This window comes from Parabacteroides chongii (assembly GCF_029581355.1).
GTDB classification, from domain to species: Bacteria; Bacteroidota; Bacteroidia; order Bacteroidales; family Tannerellaceae; genus Parabacteroides; species Parabacteroides chongii.
This window is the reverse complement of the sequence record NZ_CP120849.1, coordinates 2,468,138-2,487,478: the sequence shown is the minus strand read 5'-3', so window position 1 is coordinate 2,487,478 and position 19,341 is coordinate 2,468,138. Positions and strand designations below refer to the sequence as shown.

11 protein-coding genes are annotated in these 19,341 nt (G+C 42.3%); 9 read left to right on the top strand and 2 right to left on the bottom strand.

What is annotated here, in order from left to right; all coding sequences use genetic code 11:
- Positions 1-102: 102 nt before the first annotated feature.
- The 9 genes from P3L47_RS09260 to P3L47_RS09220 all read left to right on the top strand — a co-directional run bounded on the left by P3L47_RS09260 (position 103) and on the right by P3L47_RS09220 (position 18,451).
- Positions 103-3,486 carry a TonB-dependent receptor gene (locus P3L47_RS09260; protein ID WP_277783422.1) on the top strand — a complete coding sequence of 1,128 codons (3,384 nt, stop codon included), beginning with the start codon at positions 103-105 and terminating at the stop codon, positions 3,484-3,486.
- Between the two features lie 36 nt (positions 3,487-3,522).
- Positions 3,523-5,151: a RagB/SusD family nutrient uptake outer membrane protein gene (locus P3L47_RS09255; RefSeq protein ID WP_277783421.1), complete on the top strand. Its 1,629-nt coding sequence runs from the start codon at positions 3,523-3,525 to the stop codon at positions 5,149-5,151.
- Between the two features lie 83 nt (positions 5,152-5,234).
- On the top strand, positions 5,235-6,599 hold the full coding sequence (locus P3L47_RS09250) for an alpha-L-fucosidase (protein WP_277783420.1): 1,365 nt from the start codon (positions 5,235-5,237) through the stop codon (positions 6,597-6,599).
- A gap of 222 nt (positions 6,600-6,821) precedes the next feature.
- Positions 6,822-7,406, top strand: coding sequence for an RNA polymerase sigma factor (locus P3L47_RS09245; protein WP_122362737.1), 585 nt, complete (start codon positions 6,822-6,824; stop codon positions 7,404-7,406).
- 93 nt (positions 7,407-7,499) lie between these two features.
- Positions 7,500-8,714, top strand: a complete 1,215-nt coding sequence (locus tag P3L47_RS09240; RefSeq protein WP_277783419.1) for a FecR family protein — start codon at positions 7,500-7,502, stop codon at positions 8,712-8,714.
- Between the two features lie 112 nt (positions 8,715-8,826).
- Complete coding sequence (locus P3L47_RS09235) at positions 8,827-12,126, top strand: TonB-dependent receptor (RefSeq protein ID WP_122362735.1); 3,300 nt, start codon at positions 8,827-8,829, stop codon at positions 12,124-12,126.
- Between the two features lie 22 nt (positions 12,127-12,148).
- Positions 12,149-13,735 (top strand): RagB/SusD family nutrient uptake outer membrane protein, encoded by a 1,587-nt coding sequence (locus tag P3L47_RS09230; RefSeq protein WP_277783418.1) that lies wholly within the window; start codon positions 12,149-12,151, stop codon positions 13,733-13,735.
- Between the two features lie 153 nt (positions 13,736-13,888).
- A complete protein-coding gene (locus tag P3L47_RS09225; RefSeq protein WP_277783417.1) occupies positions 13,889-17,203 on the top strand; it encodes a DUF5107 domain-containing protein in 3,315 nt (1,104 codons plus the stop codon).
- A gap of 681 nt (positions 17,204-17,884) precedes the next feature.
- Positions 17,885-18,451: an RNA polymerase sigma-70 factor gene (locus tag P3L47_RS09220; protein ID WP_122362914.1), complete on the top strand. Its 567-nt coding sequence runs from the start codon at positions 17,885-17,887 to the stop codon at positions 18,449-18,451.
- Positions 18,452-18,454: 3 nt separating this feature from the next.
- Here the strand turns inward: P3L47_RS09220 and P3L47_RS09215 are convergent, their stop codons facing one another.
- A complete protein-coding gene (locus P3L47_RS09215; protein ID WP_277783416.1) occupies positions 18,455-18,907 on the bottom strand; it encodes a GNAT family N-acetyltransferase in 453 nt (150 codons plus the stop codon).
- A 1-nt stretch (position 18,908) separates the two neighbouring features.
- Positions 18,909-19,289: a VOC family protein gene (locus tag P3L47_RS09210; RefSeq protein WP_277783415.1), complete on the bottom strand. Its 381-nt coding sequence runs from the start codon at positions 19,287-19,289 to the stop codon at positions 18,909-18,911.
- Positions 19,290-19,341 lie beyond the last annotated feature (52 nt).

Genomic DNA, 19,341 nt, shown 5'->3' with positions numbered 1-19,341 from the left:
GAATTATTAATTTATTAATTTCAAATCAAAGAAAGTATGAAAAGAAACACTTTGTCGAGGTGCAAATATCGGGCACCGCGACCCTTAAAAATTTTCAGAATTATGAGAATCACGACGTTCCTGCTTTTGGTCTGCATACTTAACAGTTATGCGGATAATACTTTTTCACAAAATGCAAGAGTCAGTATCAACCAAAAAAATGTTCAACTGGAAAAAGTCCTGAACGAGATAGAACATCAGACTGATTATCTGTTCATCTATAACAACCAGGTAAATGTAAACAAAAAGGTATCTTTAAAAGCCAAAAATCAACCAGTTGCAGAAGTTCTGAAAGAGTTGTTAGCTGATTCGGGTATCACATATTCTGTAGAAGGAAACCATATCGTACTTGGTAAACAGAATATGGCTGCTGCTCCGCAACAAAACAGTACTATCAAAGGGAAAGTCATCGATACGAATGGTGATGTCGTTATCGGTGCCAACATCGTTGAAAAAGGAACGACCAATGGTACTACGACAGATGTAGACGGACTCTTCTCGATCAATGCCCGGTCAGGCTCCACACTGGTAATCACGTTTATCGGCTATGTTAAACAGGAGGTAAAGGCGAATCCTAACAGGAGAATGGAAATTATCCTGCAGGAAGATGCAGAGACACTGGAAGAGGTGGTTGTTGTAGGATACGGTACAATGAAAAAAGCCGACTTGACAGGTTCTGTAGCAACTGTCGGTTCGGAAGTCATCGAAGACCGTCCGCTGACCAACCTGGGAGCCGGTCTACAGGGTGCCATTGCCAACCTGAACATCACATCGTCCAACGGTGCACCGGGAACAGGTACATCATTCAATATTCGCGGTACAACCAACTTATCGGGAGGTGGTCCGCTGATCCTGGTCGACGGTATCGAAATGGACCCGAACCTGATTAATCCACAGGATGTAAAAGACGTTACCGTTTTGAAAGATGCCGCATCGGCTTCTATTTACGGAGCACGTGCAGCGTTCGGTGTGATCCTGATCACGACTAAAACAGGTTTCGTTTCACAAAAGCCGGTCGTTTCTTTAAGCGCCAACTACTCTATAAATGTCCCGACCGTTCATGCCAATTATATGAACTCGTTGGAGTATACCCAGTGGATGAACGATGCCAATACGACCAGTAACGGTAGTAACTATTTCGATGACATCACGATGCAGCATGTCAGAAACTATTACAATGATCCGGTCAATAATTCTCCGGTATTCCATCATCCGGACGATTCTCCCAGCAAATACCGTTATGCCGGTAATACAGACTGGTATGAAGCATTGAATAAGAAAAGCTATCCGATGCAGCAGTACAATATCAGCATACAGGGCGGTAGCGAAACTGCTAAATACATGACTTCAGCGGGTATGTTCCAGCAGGATGGCATCTCCAAATGGACGGATGAGGATTATAAACGCTTCAATGTATTGCAGCATGTGAATTACAAGGTGAATAACTGGTTGCAGTTAGGATTGAGAGCGACCCTGTCGATGGTAAAAATGAATACTGGTCCGCAGAATAAATACGGCAATAACTCTTTGGGAGCTACGATCCCGGGCGATAGCCGTCCTCTGATGCCTATTACTCATCCGGACGGACACTTTGCCGGTTATTGCGGCGACGGTTATTTCACTAATCAGGCTGCCTGGTTGTCGCAAGGTGGTAATGCCGAAATGAGAAATAATAATATGTATGCAACGGCCTTTGCAAAACTGAACCCGTTCGAAGGTCTGGAGATCAATGTGGACTATACATATAATTATTACAACTATTCTTTCAAGAATCATGTTCGCGAATACATCGATTATGATGCGGATGGAAATCCGGGGTCTATCTTCCCGCATACTTCGCCGAACCAGGTATCGTATACCAAAAATGAATCACAATATGACGTGTTCAATGCATATGCCACTTATAAAAAGAAAATCAACGCTGTACATGCCTTCGAGGGAATGATCGGTTTCAACCAGGAAAATGCCACTTATAAAGGCGTTGGACTGAGCAGAAACAATCTGATTGCCAATGATATCCCATTCCTGAATCTGGCAACCGGTGACCGTTCGACCAGCGATTATATGAACCAGTGGGCTATACGCGGTGCTTTCTTCCGTCTGTTCTATGCTTACGACGATAAATACCTGGTACAGGTAAACGGACGTTACGACGGTTCTTCCCGTTTCCCGAAAGACGATCGTTTCGCGTTCTTCCCTACATTCTCATTAGGATGGAGACTATCACAGGAGAAATTCTGGAAACCGATCTCCCATATCGTGAATGATTTCAAGATTAGAGGTTCTTACGGTGCGTTAGGAAACCAGGTATTAAGCCAGGGCGGTTACGCTTCTTATTATCCGTATATTTCCACCTATTCTACAGGCGAAGTAGGTTACCTGTTCAACGGAGAGAAACAGATGGGTGTATATGCTCCGGGATTGGTGAGCGACCAGCTGACCTGGGAAACAGTGAAGCAATGGGACTTAGGTTTCAACTTCTCTATGTTTGACAGCAAGCTGACCGGTGAATTTGACTATTATGTTCGTACAACGGAAGATATGTTGACCAAATCAAAAACATTACCTTCTATCCTGGGCGTATCAGAACCTCAAATGAATGCAGCCGACCTGAGAACAAAAGGCTGGGAAGTTGCTTTAACCTGGAAATCGGCATTACAAAACGGCCTTGCCTATAGTGCAACCGTGTCTTTATCGGACTATCAGGCAGAAATCACCAAATATGATAATCCGACAAAAAACTTGTCCGACAGTTATTATGAAGGGAAAAAGTTAGGAGAAATTTGGGGATTCGTCACAGAAGGTTTGTTCCAGTCAAATGAAGAAGCATCAGCATGGGATCAGTCGAAAGTTGTCGGTTATACCCAATATGCAGGTGATATAAAGTTCGCAGACCTGGATGGTGACGATAAAATCACCAAAGGTGAAAACACTGCAAATAACTCGGGAGACATGAAGGTTATCGGTAATGAAACGCCGCGTTATAACTTTGGTATCCGTGGTACGGCTGAATATAAAGGCTTTGATTTCACATTGTTCTTCCAGGGAACCATGAAACGTGATATCATTCCATCTAAGACATTCTACCTGTCACATTATGGTTCTCAATGGTCTGTTCCTCAGAAAATGAATTATGACTATTGGAGAGAAGACAATCCAAATGCATTCTTCCCACGTGCACGTTTCAATGCTGATGCTGTCAATCAGAATCAAACACGCTTCATGCTGAATGGTGCTTACATTCGTTGTAAACAATTAGCTTTAGGTTATACGATTCCCAAGTTTATCACGGAAAAAGCAAAAATATCCAAGCTGAGAGTTTACTTTAATGCAGACAACTTGTTTGAATTCTCCGGAATGCCCGACACTTTCGATCCTGAATTGGCTACAGTAAACGCTTATCCATTTATCAGATCATTCTCATTCGGTGCAAACCTGACATTCTAAGATGGTACATTGTAGAATAAATAAATTAAAAACAGAATGAAAAAAGTATATTATATAGCAAGCTTGTCTTTATTACTTGGATTCTCTGCATGTAATAATGATTTTATGGACTTATATCCGGAAGATAAGATCAACGACGAGACCTATTGGAAAACAGAAAATGACCTGAAAAACTTTGCCAATCAGTTCTATACTACACTGGATAATACCGGTGCTTACGGCAACGACAATGCTTCCGACAACCAGGCACATCAGACAAAAGATGCTTTTATCTGGAGCGATTATACCATTCCTACAGCCGGAGGTGGCTGGGCAAAAAGCGATTGGGCTAATATCCGGAGCTGTAATTATTTTCTGAATCGTTATCATACGGTAGAAGGTATTCAGGAAAATATTAATAGGTATGTCGGTGAGATTTATTTCTTTAAAGCTAAATTTTATTATGAGAAAGTACTTCGTTTCGGCGACGTGCCCTGGTTGACGACAGACCTGACCACTTCTTCAGAAGAATTGTATAATCCGCGAAATGACCGCGGGGTAGTTATCGATTCTATTTGTGCCAGCCTGGATAAAGCCAGTGCATGGTTGCCGGAAACGATGAACGACTCACGCCTTAGCAAATACGCGGCGTTGCTGTTAAAATCCAGAGTTTGTCTGTTTGAAGGAACCTGGAGAAAATACAGAAATCTTGAAAATGCGGATAAATATCTTCGTATGAGTGCGGAAGCTGCTGAAAAAATCATGAACAGCGGTAATTTCGATATCTACTCTACCGGTAATATTGAAGACGATTATCATGCGCTGTTCAACCAACAGGATTATACGAATAATAAAGAAGCCATATTCTTTGCCGCCTATGTGACGGATAAACGTATGAACAATCGTCCCCGTACTGTTCGTGAAGCTGGAACAGGTATGACTAAAGATTTTGTAGAATCATTCTTATGTAACGACGGTAAACCTATTGCATTGAGCAATCTTTATAAAGGAGATGCCAAGTTCATGGATGAGTTTGAAAACCGTGACCCGCGTTTGAAACAATGCGTTTACACTCCCGACCGTCCTATCGCCATATTGGCTGACGGTTCGGAAGAATATGAAAACTCTCCGGTCTTCAATAACCTGACATTCACCGGCTACCGTTTGTACAAGATGTATTCTCCGTTAGCAGAGGATAACGAATATATTAAATGTACGCTGGACGACCTGATCTACCGGTACGGTGAAGTTCTGCTGAACTACGCAGAAGCAAAAGCCGAACTGGGAGAATGCGACCAGGCTGTTTTGGATAAAACGATCAACAAACTGCGTGACCGTGTAGGCATGAAACATCTGACAGTCGATGTTGGCTTCACCGACCCGAACTGGCCGAAATGGGAAGTTGCCATCTCTCCGCTGCTGAATGAAATACGCCGTGAACGTCGTGTGGAACTGGCTTGTGAAGGTCTTCGCTGGAATGATTTATGCAGATGGAAAGCCGGTAAATTACTGGAAAACCAAAAGACTTATTTAGGTCCGCGTGATCCGGCAACAGGTGAATACCGTGTCCTTTATCCAGGTATGACACGTACCTGGTACGATCGTTTGTACTTGTATCCGATACCAACAGACGAGTTTACTTACAATCCGAACTTATTACCTCAAAATCCGGGTTGGGCAAATTAAAATGACCTCATTTGTAGGAGCGAGAAATATTTCGCTCCTACATCTTTTTTTATTATACTTGCATCGTAAAATATAAGTTCATCATGAAAAAAACATTTGCAGGATTACTGGCAGCCCTGTCGGTTCTTATATCCTGTTCTTCAAACGAAACAACAACAATTGTTACCCCGAATGCCCGCCAGCTGGCCTGGGCAGATGCAGAAGTGGGTGTATTGATCCATTTTGACATGCCGGTTTACCAACCGGATTATAACTTCAGGAATTGGGGTACGCACCCGGATGCTTCAGTCTTTAATCCGACAGAATTGAATACCGACCAATGGCTGGAAACCGCGCATAAACTGGGAGCCAAATATGCCGTCCTCGTAGCCAAGCATTGCAGCGGATTCAGCCTGTGGCCTACAGAGGCACATGACTACAGCATCAAACAATCTCCCTGGAAAAACGGTGAAGGTGATATCGTTGCCGACTTTATCGCTTCCTGTAAAAAATATAATATCAAACCGGGCATTTATGCCAGCACAACGGCAAACGGCTATCTATATGTTGATAATCCGGGAGTTGTGCAGGGAGGAGGCCCTGTCAGCCAGGAAGAATACAATAAAATCGTAACCCAGCAATTAACCGAGTTATGGAGTAATTACGGCGAACTGTTTGAAATATGGTTCGATGGGGGTGTATTGTCTAAAGAACAGGGAGGTGCCGATGTATTATCACTTGTACAGAAACTACAACCGAATGCAATTGCTTTTCAAGGTCCGTACGGACACCCTAACCTGGTCAGATGGGTAGGTAATGAAGAAGGTGTCGCACCTTATCCGTGCTGGGCTACAGCCGACTCGACTACGAATGCCGACGGAACTCGTGTGATCAACGGTCTGAACGGCGATCCTTCTGCCCCGTTCTGGTGTCCGGGAGAATCAGACTTCACCCTGCGCTGGAACCGTTCTTTCCAAGGCGGATGGTTCTGGACAGCCGGACAGGACAGCATGATGTTCACGATTCCCGAACTGCTTACCAAATACGAAACCAGTGTAGGCAGGAATACCAATATGCTGTTGGGGCTGGTTATCGATGACAAGGGTCTCATCCCCGAAGCCGATGTCCGCCAGGTGGAAATGCTAGGCAAAGAGATTGTCCGCCAATATGGAACTCCGCTTCAGCAAACATCCGGAACCGGCTCAGAGTATATCCTGTCGTTTGATAAACCGACCAGCATCAACCGCGTCATCCTGCAGGAGGACATTGCCAAAGGAGAACGTATCTTAAAATACTCCCTGAAAGGAAAAAAGAATAACGAATGGATCGATCTTGCTTCCGGATCATGCATCGGACATAAGCACATCGACCGTTTCGAACCTCAAACGTTCGACGCAATCAAATTAGTTGTAGACGAATCAAAAGCTGATCCCCAAATCATGAACTTTTCAGTTTTTGAAACTATCTGAACGACCTATCCGGAAAGTAACGGACATTTCCCGGCTTCATCGAAATGTCTTTTCCAATAGAGGTACGTCTAATTGAAATTAGAGGTAGGTCTAAATTGATTTACACCTACCTCTATTTAAAATAAGGATAGGACGAATTTTAGAAAAGAAGCTGACTTATCCATAAATCAAACGTTTTGATTATATATTATTTGTTTTATATTTGTATATCAAAACAGCAATATGCAGGATAATGAGACTAAAATAAAATGGCGCCAGTTTATCGCAGGGGATAACGACTCGTATAGTTGGTTGTATAATAAATATGTACAAACCTTATATCAGTACAGCTTTCGTTTTACCTCAAACCCTGAACTAATAAAAGATTGCATACAGGAAGTTTTTACTCAACTGTATAAAAACAGAGAGCGTCTCATCGTTCCCGATAATATTAAAGTATATTTGTTTGTTACCATAAAAAACTGTGTATTACGTGCTCTTTATAAAGAATCAATCTACGAAAGAAGTACGATGGAACAAGTTCCGTTCTTACTCGAACCCACAGTGGAGGATGAGTTCATCAATAATGAACAATACAATAATCAACAAAAGAAAGTCAAAGAGATTCTCTCCATACTGACTCCCCGTCAAAAAGAGATCATATACTATCGGTTTATTCAAGAAATGAGTATGGAAGAGATATGTATATTAATGGATATGAATTATCAGTCTGCACAAAACCTGATACAACGATCATTGAAAAAAATCAGACAAAATTATAGCGATACAGGATTATTCCTTTTATTACTTTACCTATCAATGAAATAGTACAACAAAAAACGACTCTTTCAAAAAAAATACTCTTTAGTGAGTATAAAATAGGCAACAACGTCTCCTTATATAAAATCCTTCTTTATATAAATGAGAAAAGATTATACAAAATATAAAGCAGACGAATTACTGAACGACGATTATTTCCTGCAATCGGAATTATATCCGACAGAAAAAGACCGAAAGTTCTGGCATAAACTTCAGCAAGCTGACAACGCTCTTGCCGAAGAGATCGAATCTGCTCGTTTTTTCTTAAAAAGTATAAAAAGGACATCCTGTAATTCAACTCTATCGATCGACGATGAAAAAGAATTATGGAAACGCATACAAACAGCCAATACGTTATACGATAGACACAAAAAGAAGATTCATTTCCTGAAAATAGCGGTTTCTGTAGCAGCCTCCTTGCTGATAATCTCCGCTTATGGATGGCATACTTTATACAATCAGGAACAAGCGATCGATTATGAAGCCATGATAAGTTCCATTCCGCAAACCGACAATCCGTCGGAAAACGTTCAACTGATCCTTTCAAAAGAAAAAAAGATATCTATTGAAGGGAAAGACACCCAATTGGAATATACAAAGGAAGGAAATATCAACGTAAACTCGGAAGAAGTAAACATTGAAAAAGAAGACATAAAAGAAGAAAAAGTTCAATCATTCAATCAATTAATTGTCCCGATAGGAAAACGTTCTTCCATTACATTCACAGATGGAAGTAAAATGTGGGTGAACGCTGGCTCAAAAGTGATTTATCCCGCTCAATTTACTGCCGACAGCCGGGAAATATTTGTAGAGGGAGAAATCTATCTGGACATTGTACACGATGAAAAAAGACCTTTTATCGTAAAAACCAAAAAAATGGAGGTCAGAGACCTGGGAACCCAGTTTTGTGTCTCTGCCTACGATAATGAAACAAGCAGTCATGTTGTATTGGTAAAAGGAAAAGTTGAAATAGAAACAAAAGGAAAAAGGAAAAATACATTAAGTCCTAATCAGTTGTTCCTATATGACAACAAGAGTGATGAAGAATCCGTGTACCACGTAAATACACAAGATTATGTTGCCTGGAAAGACGGATATTATCAGTTCAATCACCAGAAGCTGGATATTGTTCTTGAGAAGCTCTGCAAATACTATGGGATTAAAATCCATTGGGACGAAAAAGTCAGTGAACTCACTTGTAGCGGAAAACTGGATTTGAAGGAAACACCCGAGAAAGTACTCAGTGCACTTCAGAATGCCGCCCCGATCAAAGTCGAGCAAACAGGCGAACAGATTTATATTATTGTCAAACATTAAAACTCACAAAATTATGGGACCTTAGATTTAGAGGGATAAAATTTTAGAAATTTCCCCTCACTAGTAATTTACATGCATTAAACCGTATTATAAACTTAAATCGTTACACAACATGAATGAGAACACCAGGTTTACTCAAAGGAAAATCCAATCCAAAAGACTAATACGTGTCATGAAGTTTTTTTTACTTTTTGCGTTTTTAACAGCAGGATCATGTTTTGCCTCAGAGATATATTCTCAAGAGACATCATTCTCCATGAACTACGAAAACAAAACGGTTAAAGAAGTTATTAATGAAATAGAAAACAACAGCGAGTTTATCTTCTTTTACCTAGACAAGTCAATTGATCTGAACCGTAAAGTATCTATAAATGTAAAAGATCAGAAAATAGATACTATCCTTAATCAATTATTTTTCGGTACGGAAAATAATTACTCCATATCTGACCGTCAGATAATCATTTCCCGAAAAGAGACACCTGTAAACACTGAAACAAAACAGAAAGACACTCGTACAATTTCAGGTACCGTAAGAGATAACATGGGACCGGTTACCGGCGCTAATATCGTTATCAAAGGAACTACAAACGGAACAATCAGTGATCTGGATGGGAAGTTTACATTGGAAAATGTTCCGGCAAACGCTATCCTGCAAATTTCTTATATCGGTTATCTTCCGCAAGAAATTACAGTCGGCAGCCAATCTTCCTATAATATCATGCTGAAGGAAGACAGCCAGTCACTCGACGAAGTTGTAGTCGTAGGTTACGGTACAGTTCGTAAAGCCGATTTAGCAGGTTCCGTAGCCGTTTTGGATAATAAAGCATTTAAAGATCAACCGATCACCCAGGTATCAGATGCTTTGCAGGGTCGGGTATCGGGTGTTCAGGTACAGAACAGCGGTGTGCCGGGAGGAACCGTTAAGATTCGTGTTCGCGGCTCCGGCTCTATTAATCGCAGCAATGATCCGTTGTATGTAATCGACGGTATTGTGCGTGAAAGCGGTCTGACAGGATTGAATCCGGAAGACATTCAGTCTATGCAAATCTTAAAGGATGCGTCTTCAACTGCCATCTACGGTTCCCGTGGTGCAAATGGTGTCGTTCTGATCACGACAAAAACCGGTAAAGCGAATGTCCGTCAGATTATGTTCGATGCACAGATCGGTATAGGTACCGTAGCCAAACGTTACGAAACACTTAGTCCGTATGAGTTTGCTACATTATATAACACATATCGGAAAGATACATTCTCTCCGGAACAGTTGTCTGCATTCCAAAACGGAACAGCCGGTACAGATTGGCTGGACGAAATCTTTCAAAATGGTATCACACAGGATTATAAACTGACTCTTTCAGGAGGTAGCGATAAAATCCAGTACATTGTTTCCGGTAACTATGCCGGTCAGGAAGGTGTCGTAAAGGAAAATACGAATAAACGCTACCAGGCACGTGCCAATATCACTTCGCAGCTGACAGACTGGTTACATCTGACAGCCGACGTGAATGCTTCTCATAATGTGAAGAAAAGTGCAGATTTCAGTGCAGCAAAAGGTAACATTGTCAATATAGCAATGAATTATGCACCGGTACTTGGCATCATGAATGAAGACGGTACCTATATACGTGACCCGTACAGTGCTATTACACAGTTAAATCCGGTTGGCCTGCTTAATGAACAAATAGGAGAGTCGATGAGAGATATCGTCAATGCTCATATCGATTTAAAATTCAACATTCTTCCTGGTCTGACTTTTACTACCAGTAATGGTATCGATTACAACGACGTGAAAAATTACTCTTTCGCAACAACAAAGGTGTCCAGTTCAAGCAGTATGGGAAACAATGATGCGTATCGTATGACTTTACAAACGACAAACAACCTGACTTATAATGGGAAATGGGGTGACCATGCTCTGACTGCCACAGCCGTTTATGAAGCTACACAATCCGAATACCGTTATATGGATATCAGCGGAAATAATCTGATGACCGAAAGTGTAGGATGGTGGAACGCAGAAATGGCTGGTACCCGCAATGCGAAAAATGATTATTCAAAATGGGCGCTGATGTCCGGTGTAGGCCGCGTAATGTATAACTATAAAGACCGCTATATGCTGACCGGAACGATTCGTGCGGACGGTTCATCAAAGTTTTTTAACGACAAATGGGGTTGGTTTCCCTCTATTGCTGCCGCCTGGTCAATGGGTAATGAAGACTTTATGCAACATCAGAATATTATACAAGACCTCAAAATTCGAGCCAGCTACGGTTTAATCGGCAGTCAGGCCATTGACCCGTATGAAACATTGGGACTGATGTCTCAAGCCATGTATGCATTCGGAGGAAATGCCTATTACACAGGTTATTGGATTGGACAAACTGTCGCAACTCCGGATCTGTCGTGGGAAACAACCCACCAATTCGACTTAGGTTTGGACTTTTCTATTTTGAATCGCAGATTGAACGTTTCTTTCGACTATTTTGACAAACGAACAAAAGACGGTCTGTTAAAACGGACAATTCCGAATTATGACGGTGGAGGTTCCTATTGGGTGAATGCGGCAGAGATCAGTAATCGAGGTATTGACTTTTCTATCAATGCAAATATTTTCGAAGGCTCGGATTTCAGTTGGAACACGACCTTCAACGGCACTTATCTAAAGAATGAAGTAAAAGATCTGGCGGGTCTGGACTTTATCCAGGGAGCAAATATTGCTAGCGGAATGTTTTCAACAGACGGCGTTACCCGTATAACAGTAGGGCAACCGATCGGTGCATTCTACGGCTATGAATGGACTGGATTGGATGCTGCAGGTAATGATTCATTTGTCGATCGGAACAAGGATGGTATAATCGACAGTAAAGATCGTACCTTTATCGGTAAAGCCACTCCTGACTTTACTTTAGGCTGGAATAACAGCTTGCATTGGAAAAACTGGGACTTGAACGTGTTCTTTACCGGTTCATTCGGAGCAGAACGTTTCAATATGGTACGTTATACCGGAACATCCATGACTGGCGACTTTGCCTTCATCACATTAAAAGAGTATCTGAATGATAATTTCGATACAAAAGGACAATCGGCCCGCTATCCTTCTGTAAATGTTAAAGGGAATAATTATCAGGCAGCGGCAACCTCTACCAAGTATTTGGAATCAGCCAATTATTTCCGTCTGGATAATATCAGCCTATCGTACAACCTACCGAAAGCTGTATCCAAATTTGCCGATCTTCGTTTTACATTCAGTTGTCAGAATTTATTCACTATAACCAGTTATAAAGGAATGGACCCGGCCGGTATTTCATTTGTGGATACAGGTACAGGTAGTGTAGATGTAAACGACGGTATCGACCTGGGGGCTTATCCGTTGACTCGTTCGTATACATTCGGAGTTCGCATGAATTTCTAATATTAAATAAAGAATAATTATCATGAAAGCGAAATATATATTATATACTTTAGGCATAGCCTTGTTATCAAGCTCATGTAGTGATTTTCTCGACGAAGATCCAAAAGGTAAACTGACACCGGGAACTTTCTTCTCTACACAGGAGGAACTAACAATGGCAACCTATGCATTGTATAAGAATGTCTGTCTGACACAGACCAACACTAACCCTACAATTCCTTCCTGGTTGGGTGACGACGTAACCGCTAATCCCGGCAGTAATAAACAAGCTTATGCAGAAGTAGACGCATTCCGTGGCTCAGATGCCAATAAGGGGGTAGAAGCTGCATGGTCTACCTCTTACGTCGTGATCAAGGCGGCCAATTATATCATCGAAAATGGGGCTAAAACACCTACGACACAAGAAGAAATAAATATTGCATTAGGTCAGGCCAAATATTGGCGTGCAGTACATTATTTCTGGTTGGTTCGCCGTTGGGGAGCCATTCCTCTGATTTTGGACACCGAAGTTAACTACGAACGTCCTTTAGCCAATATTCAAGATGTATATGACCAGATTGTCAAAGATCTACAAGACTGTGTTGCTACACTTCCGACCGACTATTCCAAACCTCCCCAGAAATTCCAGGGAGCCAACATCTTCATTACCAAACAGGCAGCTCAGGCTACACTAGCAGCCGTCTATATGGCTATGGCAGGATGGCCTTTAAAACAGACACAATATTATGCTTCGGCAGCAGAACAGGCAAAAGCAGTTATTGATGGTGTTAATAGCGGAGCGTATGAATATATTCTGGAGCCGGAATATAAATATGTATATGCTCCAAGCCATAATTATACAAATGAAACAGTTGTCGGTATCAATTTCTCAAGTGCAGTAGGAACATGGTCTGAAGATTCACAAATGACAAATAGCCACTTATTCGAATCACTTACCGGGTGGGGTGATGCACTGGGCGAAATAAAATTCTGGAAAGAATTCCCTGCCGGTCCGAGAAAAGATGCAACCTATAACCCGAAAATTCTGGAAGGGAATAAAGAAGGGGGTAAGTTGCTGGATTGGTGGGACGAAAGTATACCCGAACAGCAGCCTATGTTCTGTGCATTTACCATCAGTGAAGACGGTGGAGACTACGATTATACAAAGCCTGCCAATACTTCTTTAATGACCAACGATCATCGCCATCGCCTGATCCGCTATTCGGAAGTATTGTTATGGTATGCCGAAGCACAGGCTCGTGCTGAAGGTACACCGAACGCAATGGCTTACGAATGTATAAACCAGGTACGTGAACGAGCTGGCCTGGAGCCACTACAATCAGGTATGAATGGAGAAACATTTGCCAATGCAGCCTTGAAAGAACATGGTTGGGAAGTTGCCGGCTACTTTGTCGCTTTGGTAACACGCCGCGATGATCAGATGCGTATGGAATTGCTGGAACAAACATTCAATGAACGTAAAGCCAATGCGGCTATCGAAGTTGCTCCGGGTATTATGCGGAAAGAAAAGGTGGAATTACCGGCTTCTCTAACCTGGCAGGGTGAAAAATCTATTTATCTGCCGTATCCGGCATCCGATGCCCAGCTGAATTCGAACCTGACTCGATGAATTGCTCCTTCAAATAAGGTATTAGTCAAAAGTGTGTTTCTAAGGCTTATGCCTTGTTGGGAACTGTCCCGGGAGCAATCCCGGACAGTTCTTTACTCTCTCAAATTCACTCTATTTTTAGTATACTTAATAACAAATCAAAGTTGCGATACCATGAATTCTAAACTTCTATCAGCATTATTGTTATGTGCAACTCCTCTTTTAGGCCAAGAGGTTCACATGAAGTCTGTAACAGAGAAAATTCCGACCTACCAGATCGGTGCCCCGGAAATCGATCCTATCTTCTTTACCGGTCGTGTTTATCAAGGAGCGGAAGGATATATTTATCCTTATCCCCTTTACGATGTCCTGACGGAAAAGCAAGTCGAGCAGGATTACAATGTACTCCGGCTGGACAATCAGTATGTCGACATCGCCATTCTTCCCGAGATCGGCGGCCGTATCTTTGCCGCCTCCGACAAAACCAACGATTATCCTTTCTTTTATACACAAACGGGCGTAAAACCGGCATTGATCGGCATGTTAGGAGCCTGGCTTTCGGGAGGTGTCGAATGGAATATCCCCGACCATCACCGTGCCAGCAGTTACATGCCTATCAACTGGACAATGAAAGAAAATGAAGACGGAAGCAAGACAATCTGGGTGGGAGAGACGGAATTACGTCACCGGCTGAAATGGTCGGTAGGTGTATCGGTATATCCCAACCGTTCCTGGGTGGAAGCAAAAATCAAAGTGATCAACCCGACCCCAATGATCCAGTCGATGTTGTACTGGGCTAATGTATCCGTTCATTGTAATGATCAGTATCAGGTCATCTTCCCGCCTGATGTACAATTCGGAGCCGATCACCATAAAGTCTATTTCACCGACTGGCCAGTCGGAGAAGCCAACCTCGGCAGTGGAGAAAATGCCGATTTATCCTGGTGGAAAAACTTTACGGGAAACTCCCGCTCTATTTTTGCCTGGGGAAGCGAAATGTCTTTCCTTGCCGGATATGACTATGGAAAAGATGCAGGAACAGTACATGTAGCCAACCGCCATGTCGTACCCGGAAAGAAGTTCTTCTTATGGGGAAACAACGCGAACGGCGAAATGTGGAACAAAATATTATCTGATAAAGATGGCCATTACCTGGAACTGATGGTAGGTGGCTACTCAGACAACCAACCGGATTACAGCTGGATCAATCCGGGAGAAATCCGCGAATTCAGCCAAATATGGTACCCGATCAAAGGAATCAAAGGGGTGAAGAATGCAACGGAAGATGCAGCTGTCAACTTTGAACCGGAACAGGGTAATAACTATCGGATCGGTTATTGTGCGACCACCGCATACAAGAACGCACGGGTAATTGTAAAATATAAAGATCAAACATTAATGGACAAACAGATCGACATCGACCCGGATAATTACTTCCTGGATAAAGTATCTGTACCCGATATTTCCGATCCGTCAGCCCTGTACACGGCTCTTTATGATACCGAGGGCAACCTGCTGGTCGATTATCGTCCGATCGTGAAGGAAGAAAAACCATTACCGAAAGTTATCGACGGCACCCGCCCGGTCAAAGAATATAAGACAAACGAAGAGCTTTACCTGGCCGGACTCCGTGTCGACCAGTTCAACAATGCCCGCCTGGATTATATGGACTTCTACAACGAAGCCCTGTTGCGCGACTCGATGGATGCACGCGTCAATATAGAAGTCGGGAAACATTATATCCGGCAGGGGAAATGGGACAAGGCTGAACAACATCTGCTACGCGCCCAGGCCCGTCTGTCGCACGACTACACAACGGTGAAAAACACGGAAGCACTTTATTATCTCGGTTATGTATATCAGATGACCGGCAATATAGGCAAAGCGACCGACGCTTACTGGGCTGCTACCTGGACTCCCGAATACAAACATCGTTCCTTCTATGAACTGGCAGTCCTGGCTGTGAAAGACAAGGATTACAAACGAGCAATGGATATGATCACCCAGTCGCTTTACGTAGGTGGACGCGATCTGCAGGCACTTACCCTGAAGGCCTATATTCTCCGGATGCAGGGGAAGAAAGCCGAAGCGCAGGAAACCATCCGTTATATCCAGCAGATCGACCCGCTGGATTACTGGAGTGCCGCCGAAGCCAGCTTGTCCGCCTCACAAGGTGCTTCTTTCCTGAAAACAGGAACGAATCACAATAGCAAAGGCATTATTGCCGTTCAGGAGCTATTGGAGGTAGTAACCAATTACATGACTATCGGAGCGACCAAAGATGCCTTGGCATTGTTGGATGGTGCCATTGCCATAGGCGAACCTTATGCCTCTTATCCGTTAATGTATTATTACAAAGCCTATAATCTGCAGAAAGAAAACAATCAAGCAGAGGCTACAAGTTGTATGGAAAAGGCTAAACAGCTCTCCCCGCTGAATAATTATCCTTTCCGCCTGGAAGAGATCGGTATGTTTGAAGATTTGTTGAAAACAAGCCCGGACGATCCGTATCTTCAGTATCACTTAGGAAATTTACTTTACTATCTGGGGCAAAAAGAAAGCGGTCTGGATCATTGGAAACTTTCGGCAGACCTCAACCCTTCGTTCGCCATTGCTTGCCGGAATGTCGGATTCGGTTACGGGCGTTTGAACGAGCTGGATAATGCCATAAAATATTATGACCTGGCAATCCAGGCGAACCCGAACGATCCTCTTCTGTTGACAGAATCGGATAAAATCTGTGAACAAGCCAACATTGCAGAAGCACAACGGTTGAAACGCTTGGAAGCACATCTGAAAACAGTCATGAAGCATGATGATGCCGTCATGCGTCTGCTCACATTATACAACGCAGCCGGTCAGTACGACAAAGCGATAAAGATTCTCGACAACCGGCATTTCCATCTGTGGGAAGGCGGCGGACAGGTTCACGACATCTATGTGGATTCGCATATGCTGAAAGGTATGAAACTCCTGAAAGGCAAACGCTATAAAGAAGCTATCCGCGAATTCGACCTGGCCAACCAATATCCGGTCAATCTCGAAGTAGCTCCTTCACCTGGAGGCGGATATGAAGCAAAAGTTTATTACTTGTCCGGAGTAGCCTACGAAGCTATGAATCAGGCAGACAAGGCTCGGGAATGCTTTGAGAAGTCAGCCGATACAGAATTCAGGAATCGTCTGACAGACTTGAATTACTACAAAGTGAAATCTCTCAGGAAGCTGAATAAGAACAAAGAAGCAGACGCAGCCCTGTCGGAGATACAAAAAAGCCTGGAACGTATGCAGAAAAACCTGATGGACTCGTATGCCAAGTTCGGAGAAGCGAATCAGAACGTACAGCAAAGTAATATCCTGTATTATTCGGGGTTGATACATCTGTTAGAAAATAAGCCGGCTGCAGCAAACGCCGAATTCAAGCAGGCCATCGAACTATATCCCGGAAATATATGGGCTAAACTGATGAACGAGGAGGCTTTCCGGTTATAAATAATTCATTGTTTTCACAAATCAACTATCATACTATCATTATTCGATATAATCAATTGTATATCAACAAGGTATAGTATGATAGTTGTTGTTTTTTACTATCACTCAACCATCATAACACTGTCATTTAACTCCATTTTAACACTTTAATCGCATTTTTTTCTCTCTAAAAGTGCCTCCAAGTGACTGTTTTATGGCTTACATCTTGCTGTTGCTGTTTTGCTGTGACTTACTACCTTTTTTGAGAAGACACAGGACCTATCTTCACCGGAATACTGACTTTTTGTTGCCAGAACCCCCATTTTAGCGGTATTTAGACCCGGATCTGAACGATGCCGACACCCGGATCTCGACACTATCGACACCCGGGTGTCAAACGACTAAAGTCACTATCTAATTGATAATAAGACCCATACTTCGTGAAAATAGATAGGCATCTATCTTGTTTTAAGATAGGGAAATGATAGTTGATGATGGTTCAATGATAGTTAAAAAGAGATACTATCATTATATATACAATTAATATACAGCTATTTACATATAACAATGATAGTATGATAGTTGTTATATATATTGTATAGTATTATTTCTACTAATAATATATGTATTTATATCATACTATCAACATATGTGTATTTTATAATATTTTTCATTACATTTACATCGGATATAGAATATGTCATGGAAAATACAACGGATTTAAAAGCATTCAATCAATTATTTACGGATTATCAAGGCCGGTTTATTCGTTTTGCTAATACGTATGTAAGAGATATAGCTGTTGCTGAAGACTTTACGATCGAGGCTTTGATGTATTATTGGGAGAACCGTCATTCGCTGGAAGATAATTCGAATGTTCCCGCTTATATCCTTACCATTATTAAAAACAAATGCCTGAACTATTTGCAGCACCTGCAGGTAAGGGAAGATGTAAATGAACATTTACTGAATCATGCCGAATGGGAACTGAATACCCGGATATCGACTTTGGAGGCCTGTGATCCCGGCGAACTATTTACTGCCGAAGCACAGGAAATAGTCAATAAAACCCTGGCCGGTTTACCGGAACAGACCAGGATCGTATTTATCATGAGTCGTTACGAAAACAAATCTCATAAAGCGATTGCGGAAACGCTGGGAATAACCACTAAAGGTGTCGAGTATCATATTTCCAAAGCCTTGAAAAAGCTACATACCAGCCTGAAAGATTATTATCCGGTTTTCCTGTATCTATTTTATATAAATTAGTTGTTACAGTTCTTTTTCGAGGATTAACCGGTGGCGGCACTGAATGCCATTTTCCCAGATCGGTTCCGGATAATTACGTACGAAATAATCACGGTCCAACTCTTTCAGGTCAAAACCTTCCTGCTGGTACAACATCATGGGACCGGGAGCAGAAGTACCGGTACAGACTTTCAACAGAGTGATCCGGTTCGGTCGCGCCCATTCATCAAAGACAAAGCGAAGCAAACGGCGTGCAATACCTCTCCGCTGGAAAGACTCATCTACGGCAACGTTCAATACTTCTGCCTCGTTTACAGACTGTTTCTGAACGACAATCACTCCTACGGCTTGCCCCTCACACAAAGCGACAAAACAATCAGATGTTTTCAGGTAATTATCTACCAACTCACGGTTCGGATCCGCCAACAGAAGCAAATCATAAGGATAATCTGTCGCTTGTTCAATACGTATCTCCATATCAGGCAATTATTTCTACAATATTTCCGTCAGGATCAGCAATGGATCCCTCATAAAAACCATCTCCCGTCGTTCGTGGTTCACCGAGTACTGTATAACCATTTTCACGAAACAGTTCTATCATACTATCTACCTTTTCCTTTGAACCGACTGAGAAAGCGAAGTGGGCGAGACCTATAAAAAATCCATCCCTCTCTTCTGTAACATCTGTCCGTTGCATAATTTCCAGGGAAGCACCTCCCTCAAAAGTCACAAAATAAGAAGCAAACCCTTTCCTGGGATTCACGTATTTTTCATTGCTTTTCCCATTAAAATACGTTGTATAAAATTCGCGGGAACGTTCTAATTCTTTCGTCCAAATCGCTATATGAGTCAATTGCATATGATAATAAATGATTGGTGAAATACAAAGATAGGCAAAAAAGCCCGGACAG

What these genes read in the sequence shown, in the direction of transcription:
- P3L47_RS09260 (WP_277783422.1), top strand. Translation starts at nt 103, where the DNA reads ATGAGAATCACGACGTTCCTGCTTTTGGTCTGCATACTTAACAGTTAT.
- P3L47_RS09215 (WP_277783416.1), bottom strand. Translation starts at nt 18,907, where the DNA reads ATGGAGATACGTATTGAACAAGCGACAGATTATCCTTATGATTTGCTT.
- P3L47_RS09240 (WP_277783419.1), top strand. Translation starts at nt 7,500, where the DNA reads ATGAGAAAAGATTATACAAAATATAAAGCAGACGAATTACTGAACGAC.
- P3L47_RS09210 (WP_277783415.1), bottom strand. Translation starts at nt 19,289, where the DNA reads ATGCAATTGACTCATATAGCGATTTGGACGAAAGAATTAGAACGTTCC.
- P3L47_RS09245 (WP_122362737.1), top strand. Translation starts at nt 6,822, where the DNA reads ATGCAGGATAATGAGACTAAAATAAAATGGCGCCAGTTTATCGCAGGG.
- P3L47_RS09250 (WP_277783420.1), top strand. Translation starts at nt 5,235, where the DNA reads ATGAAAAAAACATTTGCAGGATTACTGGCAGCCCTGTCGGTTCTTATA.
- P3L47_RS09230 (WP_277783418.1), top strand. Translation starts at nt 12,149, where the DNA reads ATGAAAGCGAAATATATATTATATACTTTAGGCATAGCCTTGTTATCA.
- P3L47_RS09225 (WP_277783417.1), top strand. Translation starts at nt 13,889, where the DNA reads ATGAATTCTAAACTTCTATCAGCATTATTGTTATGTGCAACTCCTCTT.
- P3L47_RS09235 (WP_122362735.1), top strand. Translation starts at nt 8,827, where the DNA reads ATGAATGAGAACACCAGGTTTACTCAAAGGAAAATCCAATCCAAAAGA.
- P3L47_RS09220 (WP_122362914.1), top strand. Translation starts at nt 17,885, where the DNA reads ATGGAAAATACAACGGATTTAAAAGCATTCAATCAATTATTTACGGAT.
- P3L47_RS09255 (WP_277783421.1), top strand. Translation starts at nt 3,523, where the DNA reads ATGAAAAAAGTATATTATATAGCAAGCTTGTCTTTATTACTTGGATTC.